This window comes from Bradyrhizobium sp. AZCC 1578 (assembly GCF_036924675.1).
Taxonomy (GTDB): Bacteria; Pseudomonadota; Alphaproteobacteria; order Rhizobiales; family Xanthobacteraceae; genus Bradyrhizobium.
In genome coordinates this window covers 6,795,459-6,806,675 of record NZ_JAZHRZ010000001.1, presented here as the reverse complement: position 1 = coordinate 6,806,675, position 11,217 = coordinate 6,795,459, and the positions used below count along the sequence as shown (strand labels likewise).

The 11,217-nt window shown below is 58.9% G+C and carries 11 protein-coding genes and 2 pseudogenes; 3 read left to right on the top strand and 10 right to left on the bottom strand.

Annotated elements, in window-relative coordinates; all coding sequences use genetic code 11:
- Positions 1–30 precede the first annotated feature (30 nt).
- The 9 genes from V1290_RS32410 to V1290_RS32370 all read right to left on the bottom strand — a co-directional run bounded on the left by V1290_RS32410 (position 31) and on the right by V1290_RS32370 (position 6,450).
- Positions 31–153 carry a hypothetical protein gene (locus V1290_RS32410; protein WP_334359520.1) on the bottom strand — a complete coding sequence of 41 codons (123 nt, stop codon included), beginning with the start codon at positions 151–153 and terminating at the stop codon, positions 31–33.
- Positions 154–167: 14 nt separating this feature from the next.
- Entirely contained in the window at positions 168–290 is a 123-nt protein-coding gene (locus tag V1290_RS32405; protein ID WP_334359519.1) for a hypothetical protein, read from the bottom strand.
- A gap of 62 nt (positions 291–352) precedes the next feature.
- Positions 353–562 (bottom strand): hypothetical protein, encoded by a 210-nt coding sequence (locus V1290_RS32400; protein ID WP_334368112.1) that lies wholly within the window; start codon positions 560–562, stop codon positions 353–355.
- Positions 522–713: a hypothetical protein gene (locus V1290_RS32395; protein ID WP_334368111.1), complete on the bottom strand. Its 192-nt coding sequence runs from the start codon at positions 711–713 to the stop codon at positions 522–524. Before V1290_RS32395 ends, V1290_RS32400 begins: the two co-directional genes overlap by 41 nt.
- A 6-nt stretch (positions 714–719) precedes the next feature.
- Complete coding sequence (locus V1290_RS32390) at positions 720–2,399, bottom strand: cbb3-type cytochrome c oxidase subunit II (RefSeq protein WP_334368110.1); 1,680 nt, start codon at positions 2,397–2,399, stop codon at positions 720–722.
- On the bottom strand, positions 2,396–3,853 hold the full coding sequence (locus V1290_RS32385) for a cbb3-type cytochrome c oxidase subunit I (protein ID WP_334368109.1): 1,458 nt from the start codon (positions 3,851–3,853) through the stop codon (positions 2,396–2,398). The genes V1290_RS32390 and V1290_RS32385 overlap by 4 nt, the downstream gene beginning before the upstream one ends.
- 109 nt (positions 3,854–3,962) lie before the next feature.
- The gene (locus V1290_RS32380; protein ID WP_334368108.1) at positions 3,963–4,415 is read right to left on the bottom strand and encodes a c-type cytochrome; all 453 of its coding nucleotides are present in this window, start codon (positions 4,413–4,415) and stop codon (positions 3,963–3,965) included.
- 10 nt (positions 4,416–4,425) lie between these two features.
- Positions 4,426–5,556 (bottom strand): metallophosphoesterase family protein, encoded by a 1,131-nt coding sequence (locus V1290_RS32375; RefSeq protein WP_334368107.1) that lies wholly within the window; start codon positions 5,554–5,556, stop codon positions 4,426–4,428.
- Positions 5,557–5,694: 138 nt separating this feature from the next.
- Positions 5,695–6,450, bottom strand: coding sequence for a carboxypeptidase regulatory-like domain-containing protein (locus V1290_RS32370; RefSeq protein WP_442893731.1), 756 nt, complete (start codon positions 6,448–6,450; stop codon positions 5,695–5,697).
- A gap of 192 nt (positions 6,451–6,642) precedes the next feature.
- Between V1290_RS32370 and V1290_RS32365 the strand changes: the two genes are divergently transcribed.
- Together V1290_RS32365 and hemA are read left to right on the top strand one after the other, a co-directional pair.
- Complete coding sequence (locus V1290_RS32365; protein WP_334368106.1) at positions 6,643–7,281, top strand: SCO family protein; 639 nt, start codon at positions 6,643–6,645, stop codon at positions 7,279–7,281.
- 64 nt (positions 7,282–7,345) lie between these two features.
- Positions 7,346–8,580: pseudogene (gene hemA, locus V1290_RS32360) on the top strand (5-aminolevulinate synthase).
- A gap of 975 nt (positions 8,581–9,555) precedes the next feature.
- On the opposite strand, the gene V1290_RS32355 reads toward hemA, so the two are convergent.
- Complete coding sequence (locus tag V1290_RS32355) at positions 9,556–10,443, bottom strand: LysR substrate-binding domain-containing protein (protein WP_442893730.1); 888 nt, start codon at positions 10,441–10,443, stop codon at positions 9,556–9,558.
- A gap of 243 nt (positions 10,444–10,686) precedes the next feature.
- On the opposite strand from V1290_RS32355, the pseudogene V1290_RS32350 reads away from it, so the two are divergent.
- Positions 10,687–11,210: pseudogene (locus tag V1290_RS32350) on the top strand (nuclear transport factor 2 family protein).
- The last annotated feature ends 7 nt before the right edge of the window (positions 11,211–11,217 follow it).

Genomic DNA, 11,217 nt, shown 5'->3' with positions numbered 1-11,217 from the left:
TTGTGCAGCGACGGCACCGCTCCGCCGCCGCTACCCACGCACGAGATAGGCGACCCAAACGAAGAAGGCGACCGTGGCTATCGCGAAGCCGACTAACGCGATGATCTGGATCGCACTCGCATCGGCGAGCGAAAAAACCGGATTCTCGATCATGCGCGCCCTCCTGGTCAGCCGAAATAGACACGGACTACGTTTATGGCTAACTCGGTGAACAGGAACAGCAGGTTCAAGGCCACGAGGGCGAGAATGATCCTGGCTACCAGCACCTTCTGCTCCTTCTGAACCGGCAATTCCCGCTCCTTTATTCGAATCGGAATCAGTCAGTCACCAGCTTGCACGTGAGCCGCGATCGCTAGATGCGTCCCGGTCCCAGCCCACCCCAATAGACCACGAGGTAGTAAAGCGCCCAGATGAAGAGGACGGCATAGACAACCAGCAGCCAGATGGGAATGTAGCCGTGGCGAGACTCAATAGTGCCGCCGGCATACTCCTCCATCTCCTCGTTCTCGGCAGGCGAGCTGTTACTCGCCTTCGTGCTTGGCGTTCGCGTCGGATCCGTCATCGCCGACCTCCCTCTGCACGAACCGGATGGATGCATCGTTGGCGCCGCTGAAGGCGCCCGAGAGCACGCCCCAAATGAAGACGCAGAGCGCACCGAGACTCATCATCAAGGCTGCAATGTAGGGGCCGACGATCTCGAAATAGATGGTCATCGCTCTTTACTCCTTGGCGGCCCGTTGTTCGACCGCACCATTCCCGCTGCGGCCGGCAAGGACGCGGGCGCGGCTCGCGGTACGGCTGCTTGGAACGTAGGCTTTGTCCGGCGTATCCGCCTCGAGCGCGGGATCGTTGAGCGCCCTGCGATCACTGGGGGCGATCGGGAGCGGTTCACCCGACAGCGGATCCTTGTAGGCCGACAGCGCAAGCACGTAGTAGGAGAGCGCCCAGCGGTCCTCTTCCGACAGCGGATCTCGGTAGGATGGCATGGGCGTGCCACTCAACCCGGTCGTCATAGTGCGAAAGATGTCCTCAACGGTAGGACCCGACTTGAATTGACCGGCGGTAAGGTCCGCGGGCGGGCTTGGAAAGCCCAGATCGTCCTTCAGCCCGGGAGCCTTTTCGCCATCACCCTTCCCGGTTTGACCATGGCACTCCCAACACTTTGCACTCTGCCACACATCCTTGGCGCGAGTGAGCATCTGCTCAGACGGAACAGGCGGCCGCCCGATATACAGGGGAGGACCTGGCGGTTCTTCCTTGAAATAGGCATAGGGCTTTGCGGGGTCTGAACGGTCGACCGCCAGTTCATACTTGATGTACTGAATGACGGCGAGGCGGTCGATTATATGCAGCTCGTGCCAGGCCGGCATCGCCGTGCCCCGAATGCCGCGTGTAATGGTGCGCAGAAGGTCGCCGTCGGTTGGCAACGGCTCCTTGGTCAGCCTGAACTTGAAAACCGCCGCCGCGAAGCTTCGCGGGCGCTGCTTGTACATAAAGGTTGCAGCCGGTCCATTGCCGTCGCCGCTCTCCCCGTGGCAGCCGAGGCATCGCCGCTGATAGACCTCTTTGCCGTAGGCGATCCATTCGCTCGATCGCGGCACCGTAGCATCCGTAACTTCGAGCTTTTGCGGCTCAAACAGGTCCCGCCACTTGCCGCGATTCATGCCAAGTTTTTGAAGATAAGCGATGAGCCCCTGCAGCGCTTCTGTCTCGGCAGCAATGTTGACGGTGTCTCCGGTATATTCCTTGTTCGGTGTCCAAATGATCGGAGCCTTGCCGCGCGCCGCCATGGGCACGAACAGAAGACCATCGGCGTTCGGGGTGAGCTTGACCTGCTCCTTGCTTGCGAATGCGAAGAGCTTCTCAGTAACGGGCGTTCGTTCCAGGCTGCGATTACCAGCTCCGTCATCGACAATCTTGACCTGTTCTGCCGATGTGTCGAACAGTCCCCGAAAAGGCGCCATATTCGAATCCGGTGAGAGCATTCGCGGATTCCAGAAATGCGCGAGATGCCATTCGTCGCTGAACTTGAGCCCGACCCGCGTCAGATCCGGCCCAATACGCCGGGTGCCCCATAGGTGAGGCACATCGAAGGCGTATTCGCCTGCTTCGGAGACCGGACCCCAACGGCGCGTCTCGCCGGTCACCGGACGCACGTATTGCGAATGGCAGTACCAACACCCCTCGCGCAGATACACTTGGCGACCGAGCTGCTGCAGCGGCGTATAATCAGTGGCATCGGTCACCATCCATTTGAGCTGACCAAAATCGGTGCGGACCACGGCGGTCACGTCGGTCGTCCGCGCCGTCGGCTCAATAAAGGGTAGGATGCCCTGGGTGACCACGGCGAGGAAGAAGAAGAAAACCCCGGCTACCAGAGCGACAAAGCGCGCACTCATTCAGCTGGCCCTCCAGCGGGAATCGGGGCTGCACCTGGGGCTGCGATGGGCTCTCTTTCCTCGGCCGGTCGACTGAGCGCGGTCATCATAAGATTGAAGACGAGCAGGGACATGCCGAGGTCCATCGTGATGCCGCTGAGGGTACGCACCAGCCAATAGGCTTTCATCCGGACCACCGTGTCGAGCCACTCGGTGCCATTCATCCATTCGAAGCCTTGCTGCAGACCTCCAGCGGTCAGCACCAGACCCATGGTGGAAATACCGACGGTGATCAGCCAGAACGACCAGTTGCCAAGGGTCCATGACCAAAGCTCGCGTTTGAACGCGCGCGGCCACACGTAAATCAGTCCGCCCATCGCCCAGACCACGAACGTGCCGAAAACGGTGAGGTGCGAGTGTGAGATGACAAAGTCGGTGAAATGGGTGGGCTGCTGGATCGAGCGCAACGCCTCGGTCGAGCCCTGGAAGCAACCCGCCAGATACATCAGCGAGCCCATGATCAGGAACTTCGCGGGGAGATTCTTCCCGAATCCATCCCAACGCCCCTTCACGGTGCCGAAGAAGTTCACCAGCACCGTCCAAACCGGAATGATCAGCAACATGGAGGTGATGATCGCGAGAGTCTCGGTCCAGTCGGCGATCGGGCTATACAGATAATGGTGGATGCCGACGAAGGGATAGAACAGCGCGAGCGACCAGAAGCCCACCAGCGACAATTGGTGGGCATAGAGCGGATTGCGCACACTGACCGGCAGGAAATAGTAGATGAGCACGTAGCCTGCGGGCGTGATCCATAGTCCGACAATGTAATGGATATAGAGACCGTGGAACGCAGCGCTGTTAATGCCTGGAATCGTGTATGGGAGGATAAAGCTGCCCAACAGGAGATTCATCGTCGTCCATACGAAGGCCCCAATGAGATACCAGAGCGCCACATAGAGCGGCGCCTCGAGACGTTGTGCGATGGTAAGCAGGAACTGTGCCGTCGTCGCCGCGATGACGATGAAGATGGGAATCTCGGCGAAGAGCGGGAGCTCGCCCGCCTCCAGACCATGGTTCTGCGCAAAAGGCAGCGAGATCAGCCCCGCCGCCAAGCTGATGTTATACAGCCATGCCAGCGGTACGCCCCATTGTGCCCATGGTACCCGCACGCCGCAGAGCCGCGGGACCAGATAGTGACATTCGCCGATGAAGAGGGCGGAAAAGGCGCCGAAGATGACACCATTGACATGAACCGGCCGCAGCCGGCCAAAGGTCAGCCCTAGATTACTGGTCCCAAGATAATCCGGATAGTTGAAGAGACCCGAGATCGCCACGCCGATCGAAGGCGTAACGAGGAGCCAGAACATGCCAAAATAAAGCCAGGTTCGGACCACCCGCCAATCGACCAGATCATCCAAGTTGACGCCGCTGAACCTGCCGCGCAGTCTCTCTGCAGGAAACACCTCCGCCATGGAGCATTCCCCCTTGCTTGTCTGTTAATGCGCTCTCTCCTGTTCTCGGATAGACGCAGCTTCGACAGCAATGACCCGCGCTAGAAGCCTCCGCTTCGCAGCATCGAAATCAGAACTTGCCCGGGGTTAACACCGAGCCGCTCTGCGACCAGTAGATGTACGCTTCCAAAGCCTTCATCGCTTCTGAGTCATCGGCGATCTTTTCTCCCTGGTTGGGCTTCTCGATGCACCAATTGATCATGTCGCGCAGCGTCGCGAACTTAGCCATCTGCGCTTGGTACTTCGGGAACGTGGCGGGGTGGGTATCGGCTGTCATCGGATGGCACATAGCGCATGCCATTCCAGTTTTGGACAACACCACACCCATCGCCTCCTCGGTTGCTGCATCACCGTGAAACAGCAGGTCGCCCTTGCGGACCTGCTCCATGAACACTTCCTTGTAGGAGTTCAGCAGCTGCGGCGTCACCGGGTCCTTGTGTGCAGTCGCAGGACCGACCAGAACAGCAAGCGCCACCGCCGGGACGGCGCGGAACAGAATGAAACGTGTAATGGGCGCGGTCATGACCATTCTCCTAGTATGGCCACATATTGTCGGCGATCCGAGGCCGCAAAACCTCGGGAATGCTCTTCGCATAGTCATCCGGGGACTGCGCGAACACCTGCTTACGCCACATGATGTATTCGGCTTCGACTTTGTCCTGGGCGCTGACGTCGATCTTGGCCCAACCTACCCCGTCAAAGTGATCGCCGGGGTCGACCCGGATCATCGGCTTTGTAAGCTTCGGCACCCCCTCCGGCGCGTACGGCCAAGGCCATGAGGTTGCCAGCATGCCGATCGAGCGCATGGTGCCGATTTCGTTATAGAGCACCTGATGCGTGTGACCGTGGATATTGGTGACTTTGGTGTAAGGCTTGAGCACCTCGTTCACCTCGCGCCAGTCGCGCACCCAGAAATTCCACGGCGGATAGTACTCGTAGAGCGGATTGTGGCTGAAGATGACGACCGGCCGGTTCCGGTCCCAATTGGCAAGCGTCTTCTGCAGCCAGTCGAGCTGATCGCGACCAACGCCCGCCCACGCGCCGGCGACTGTTCCGTCGAGCGTGGCCATGTGACCCATGCGTTCCTCGGGACTCATCTTCCTCGCCGTCCAATAGTCCGGGCCGCGACTGACGGTGTCGAGCCCGACAAAGCGCACGCCCTTGTGGTCGAAGGTCCAGTGGGGCTGACCGAACAGTTCGCCCCATTTCTTGCCCATGTCGAGGTACCAGTCGTGCTCGCCCGGGATGAAGACCTTGCGGATGTTGACTTCTTTCAAGATCTCTACACCGAGCTCGAGTTCCTCGACCTTGCCAAGCTGGGCCAGATCGCCGCCGAAGATCAGGAAGTCGGCCGGCGGACTCATGGCCTGCACCTCCTTGGCGGCACGCACCGTCTTCTCGACGAAGCGCGTATTGAGGGACTTCGGATAGAGATGGGTGTCGGAAATCCAGGCAAACTTGAATGGCGCCTCGGCCGCATAAGCAACGTCGAGAGTGTTGAGCAGCGGCCACCAGGCGAAGGTCTCTGCTACGGTCGCCGCCCCGACCAGACATGATTTGTGAACAAAGGTGCGCCGGGTAATCCGCAGCGAGGGGTCAGGATGCACCCCGGGCTGTTGGAGCACCGCGGCTATTTCGCGCCGGTCGCGCTCAAGCTCGGACATGGGGGTTCCTCCTTGGGACGTGTCGTTAGTCGTTACAAGGCATCTCTCCGCTCACGCGAAGTGTCTCCGGCTGTTTGCAACTCGCCGGATTTCTTGTTTCTTCGGCTCGATTGTCGCGGGTCGAGCCGCGGAAACCCGTCACTTCCCGGAGCCGCCTTGCACCGAAGAGGCGCCCTTCTTCAGTTCGATATTCAGATCGCTCGGCTTCCCTGCCGCTACGGTCACCGTCTGCTCGTTCGGGCCGGTGAAGGGTTGGTACGCCACCAGCTTGTAGGTTCCGGCCGGAACGTCAGGGATGGTGAATTTGCCGTCGGCGCCAGTGATGGCGTAGTAGGGATTGTCGGCGACATAGATAAACGCTTCCATCCAGCCATGTGCGTCACAATCGATGCGCACTTCGCCTGGCCGCGGCAACTCGACGGGAATTCGCTGACCCTGATTAGGCAGAGCGAGGTTGAACACGGTGCGCTTGCCGTAATAGCCGTGCGTGTTGTGCAGCATCGGATCGCTATTGACCACGTCCAGGCCGCCCACACGTATCACCTGAATGTTGGGTTCGAATTTGCACTTCTTGTTGTCGATCTCCGGCTTCTTGGCTTCCGCCGGCCAGGCTTTTCCTTTCGCGATGTCGGCCAGATACACGACGGCGTTCTGGACGCTCTTGTCTGGCCCGACCTGGATGAGCGTCTCCTCGTAGGGACCGCCGCACACCTCGATGTCCTTTGTTGGAATGACCTTGCGGGTGCCGGGGGTTCCGTTGAACACGACCTTGCCGGTGATCGATCCGCCGCCGGCGACCGGGCCCGCTTCGTAGGCTTGCACCGGAACCGGGGTTGCCACCACCATGACCATCGACGACACCCCGATCAGCCACTTCATGGCTAAGCCAGTCATCGCAGCACTCTCTCTGTTGATGTCAGCAGGAAAATTCGTAGAGAGCTAACAGCCATTTACAGGGACTAGGAAAATCAGAACTCCTTTGCGAAACCTTAAGCAAAGCTTATGAAGCTTGAGAGCAAAAATCGTATAAGAAATGCGTGCTGAATCGAGATACGCACCGCATATGCACCGCCGCGGGGGCATTTGATGCGTCGCCGTTCCGTGTTTTCGGCCCTCGGGCGGCCAATGCCTTTCGGGATTGCTGTCGCCACCGCGTTGGTGTTGAGCCAACCGCTCGTGCGCGCAGCCAACTCGCCGGTGACGATCGGCGGCCCGTTCACACTCAGCTCACCTGATGGGGCAACGGTCACGGAACAGACCTACCGTGGGAAATGGCTTCTGGTCTATTTCGGCTTCACCTCGTGTCCCGATAGCTGCCCGACGGCGCTCCTTGAGATTGCCGCCGCGCTCGAGAAGCTCGGCCCCGATGCCGACAAGCTCCAACCGCTGTTCATCACCGTCGATCCGCAGCGCGATACGTCGGCCGTCATGGGGAACTACACCCACTCATTTGATCCTAGGATCGTCGGGCTCACGGGCACGCCGCAGCAGATCGCTGCCGTTGCCCAGGAGTATGGGGTCTACTACGCACCTCATAAGAGCGGGCCGGACGCTAAGAACGACCTCATTGACCACAGCACCTATCTCTACCTGATGGACCCTGAAGGCAAATTCGCGCGCGGGTTCGACGCCAACACGCCAGGCGACCGCATCGCCGAGGCGGTGCGCGGCGCGATGGCAAAGGCTCGCGAGAATGCAAGTCATCAGGGACGATCAACGCAATGAGAGCGTGTCTTGACCAAAGGGGTTGCGCGGGGCGCTTGAGACTGTCGCAGCCAGGGAGGCTGTCATGAATTACGATGGCTATTCCCTTGATGCCCTCGCGCGGTTACGGGACGAACGGCGCTACCGCGTCTTTGCTGATCTTGAGCGCATCGCCGGGCGTTATCCCCGCGCCATCTGGAACTCGCCTGCGGGCCCGCGCAGCGTCGTGATCTGGTGCTCCAACGACTACCTTGCCATGGGGCAGCACCCGAAGGTGATCGGCGCTATGGTTGAAACCGCGACCCGCATGGGCACCGGAGCCGGCGGCACGCGCAACATCGCCGGCACCAGTCATCCGCTGGTCGAGCTTGAACGCGAGTTGGCCGACCTGCACGGCAAGAAGGCGGCGCTAGTGTTCACTTCCGGCTACATCTCGAACCAGACCGGTATTGCTACGATTGCCCGGCTGATGTCAGGCGTGTGATCCTGTCCGACGAGCTCAACCACAACTCGATGATCGAGGGCGTGCGCCAGTCCGGGACGGAAAAGCATATCTGGCGCCACAACGATCTCGGACACCTCGAAGAGCTGCTCAAACGGGCCGATCCCCAACGGCCGAAGCTGGTTGTGTTCGAGAGCGTCTATTCCATGGACGGTGACGTCGCACCCATCAACGGCATTTGTGATCTTGCCCAGCGTTACGATGCAATGACCTATTGCGACGAGGTGCATGCGGTCGGCCTGTACGGCCCGCGAGGCGGCGGCATCACAGAACACCAAGGCGCCGCGCAGCGCGTCGACGTCATTGAGGGAACGCTTGCCAAGGCCTTCGGCTGTCTTGGCGGATACATTGCGGGCGATGCCGCGCTGATCGATGCGGTGCGCTCATACGCGCCTGGCTTTATTTTCACCACAGCCCTTCCGCCCCCGATTTGTGCCGCTGCAACCACAGCAATTCGCCACCTCAAAAGCTCCAACTGGGAGCGCGAGCAGCATCAGCGCCGCGTAGCGCGCACGAAGGCAGTACTTAGGGCGGCCGGGCTCCCGGTCATGCCGAGCGAGACGCACATCATACCCGTCCTCGTCGGCGACCCAGAGCACTGCAAGGAGGCAAGCGACCTCCTGCTCACCGAGCATGGAATCTATATCCAGCCGATCAACTACCCGACCGTGCCGCGCGGGACGGAGCGGCTGCGCATCACGCCTTCGCCCCATCACGACGACGACATGATCGAAGCGCTCGCCAGGGCGCTGATCGTTGTCTGGGAGCGGCTCGACCTGCCGCGCGAGGACCGGGCGCTCGTGCAGATGAGCGCGTAGATCCGGACGGCATCCTGAAGGCGCGAGTTGCCGCGAAGGATCGATCGCGAGTGGGCACAGGAGGAGTTGGCTTGTCACCTTCAAGGACTGTGATTTCGGACATTTTCGACGATGAGGCATGTAGGCTCGCACTCCTCAGAACATCGAAGAAAAATATGCAACATCGTGGAACTGAGTAGCGGGGGAGCGACTCGAGCTCCAGTCATTAAAATTCGTCGCTCTAACGCTGAACCAGCCAACCCCCTGCCCCGCCGGCAAAGACGAAGGTCGGTCCCGTTCTCCATTTCAGACGAGTGAGTTCAGCTTCTCGATCGAAAGCGGAGCATTCTGCTCCAATCAATCCGATCCGTCCGCGTCGCACGCACCCCGACGTCTACAACACGCCTCGGAGAGAGCTGCTCAGATTTGCCATTAATAGATTTCTCTTGATCTCCCAGTGCACACGTCGTGCACACGCGGCGCTCTAATCATTTGAATGAATTGCAATGCAACTTGATGTTTTTAACCCCCCGTCCGCGGAGCATCTCCGACCCAACTAAAATATCGAAAACAACCCCATGCAAAGTAGCACCGCGGTTGCAAGGACGCTTCGGGCGACGCGAAGCTCTGACTGGTTTATTCCCAGCAAATGGGTATTGCCGCTTGCCGCATCAAACCCTCATGCTAACCATCGTTCATGGGCGCGTCGCCACAACCTCTTTCGCCACTTGGTCGACGCGTGGGCTCGAAATGCCCGTAAACCGCGATATTTCTCCGACCCTCGTCCATTTGGTTGACCTGATGAGGAAACAGCTTGATCGCATCGACCTATGCATCGATGGCTGCTTCCGGCGCGTTCGCCAAGGCTTCGCCGAGAAATGGATGTAAAGTCGGATAGCGGAGCGGATAAGCATTAAAGACGGCCATCCAGCCGGGCCACCAGCACGCTCCACGTGTCAGTTTAAATCACCACGATTACCTGTCGTCGCAAGCCAACTATGGCTGAGAAAGCCGCAGCGCGTTCGTTAATGCAGACAGCGCGGCCGGCTGATGCTGACGGCTGGGGTAATACATGAAGAATCCGGGAATTGGCGGCGTCCAGTCCTCGAGCACACGAATAAGACGACGCTTCGCAATATACTCTGCGACCTGCTCTTCGAATGCGAGTCCTAGGCCGGCGCCAGCGAGTGCCGCCTGAATCACTAGGTGGGTATCATCGATTATGAGTGGGCCATTCACGCCAACCGTGACCGTCTTTCGGCCTTTCTCGAATTCCCAACGATATGGACCGCCCGGAAGACGCAGGCCTATGCATCGATGGTCATTGAGATCCTTGGGCTTCCGAGGAATGTTTCGTGATGAGAAATAGCCTGGCGATCCGACCACCGCCAATCGCAGCTCCTTCGTGACCCGCACCGCGATCATGTCCTTTTGAATATACTCACCGAGTTGAATACCGGCATCGAACTCACCCGCAACGAGGTCTACTGGGCCAGTGACGGTAACAACGTCAAGAACGATGTCGGGGTAGGCCTCTGCGAATGCCGTGAGCCGTGGCAACAACACCATCACGGCAGCCGACCGGGACATTACAATACGAAGGCGTCCGGCAGGTCGGTGCCGAACGCTTCGGGCATTGTTGATAGCACGCGCAATTTGGTCGAGCGCCGGAGACAATTCTTTCAAAAGAGCGGCCCCTGCAGCGGTTGGCGCGACGCTCTTGGTCGTTCGAGCAAGAAGCTGCAACTCGAGCCGCTGCTCAAGTCCCCGTATCGTGTGACTCAGGGCAGACTGAGACACACCAATCTTTGCCGCGGCCCGCGTAAAGCTTCGTTCGCTGGCGACGATTGCAAAGGTAGCGAGTTCGTTCAGTTCGTTTTTCATGATTTATGATTATTGCTCATAACCCCATGCTACGCAACACGACTAGTTTCATAGATCACTTTGTCCTACGTTTGGCCAACAACGAGAAGGAGCAACGTTCCGCACGTTGTGGCCAGCTTGACGCTCGGCACGGGACATTCGGCCTAAGAGCTGTTCGTAGTAACAACCTGGGCGTTTGTACCGGGCGGCTTCAGTCTTCATCTGAAGAATGCAACTTAGCTCGTGGACTTTTGGGAGAGCAGAATGTTCAAAATGGATCGACGAGCATTTTTGAGTCGATCTGCCAGCGTAGCTTTTGGAGCCACGCTCGTCAGCGCTCCTGGTTTGATGCTTGGAGATCGGTCGATCAGCCATGCGCAGTCTCCTACCGTTCCAAATAACAACCTCATGGATAACAACCTTATGGATACCGATGCTCGTGCCTTGCGCGCTCTAGCGCAGACCTATTTCGACGGGGCCTATGAAATGGATGCAGACAAATTTGCTACGATATTTCACCCATCCAGTTCCGTGACCAAGGTCGGCGACGACGGCAATGTGAGCGTGACGCCAATTGCGACGTGGCTAGCAGCCGTCCGGAACCTGAAAGCTCCGAAACAACAGGGCCTAGAGCGCAACGATCAGCTCCTATCGATAGACGTTGAAGGAGAGCACTCGTGAAGTTGAAATTGCAGATTCCGCCACGTTACTTCACCGACATGTTGTCATGCTTAAAGGTCAACGGAACCTGGAAGATCGCTCAGAAAGTGATGACTTCGAAAACTTGACGGCTTC

Excerpts from the sequence above, each read along its gene's own strand:
- V1290_RS32410 (WP_334359520.1), bottom strand. The coding sequence starts at position 153 with ATGATCGAGAATCCGGTTTTTTCGCTCGCCGATGCGAGTGCGATCCAG.
- V1290_RS32400 (WP_334368112.1), bottom strand. The coding sequence starts at position 562 with ATGACGGATCCGACGCGAACGCCAAGCACGAAGGCGAGTAACAGCTCG.
- V1290_RS32395 (WP_334368111.1), bottom strand. The coding sequence starts at position 713 with ATGACCATCTATTTCGAGATCGTCGGCCCCTACATTGCAGCCTTGATG.
- V1290_RS32390 (WP_334368110.1), bottom strand. The coding sequence starts at position 2,399 with ATGAGTGCGCGCTTTGTCGCTCTGGTAGCCGGGGTTTTCTTCTTCTTC.
- V1290_RS32385 (WP_334368109.1), bottom strand. The coding sequence starts at position 3,853 with ATGGCGGAGGTGTTTCCTGCAGAGAGACTGCGCGGCAGGTTCAGCGGC.
- V1290_RS32380 (WP_334368108.1), bottom strand. The coding sequence starts at position 4,415 with ATGACCGCGCCCATTACACGTTTCATTCTGTTCCGCGCCGTCCCGGCG.
- V1290_RS32375 (WP_334368107.1), bottom strand. The coding sequence starts at position 5,556 with ATGTCCGAGCTTGAGCGCGACCGGCGCGAAATAGCCGCGGTGCTCCAA.
- V1290_RS32370 (WP_442893731.1), bottom strand. The coding sequence starts at position 6,450 with ATGACTGGCTTAGCCATGAAGTGGCTGATCGGGGTGTCGTCGATGGTC.
- V1290_RS32365 (WP_334368106.1), top strand. The coding sequence starts at position 6,643 with ATGCGTCGCCGTTCCGTGTTTTCGGCCCTCGGGCGGCCAATGCCTTTC.
- V1290_RS32355 (WP_442893730.1), bottom strand. The coding sequence starts at position 10,443 with ATGAAAAACGAACTGAACGAACTCGCTACCTTTGCAATCGTCGCCAGC.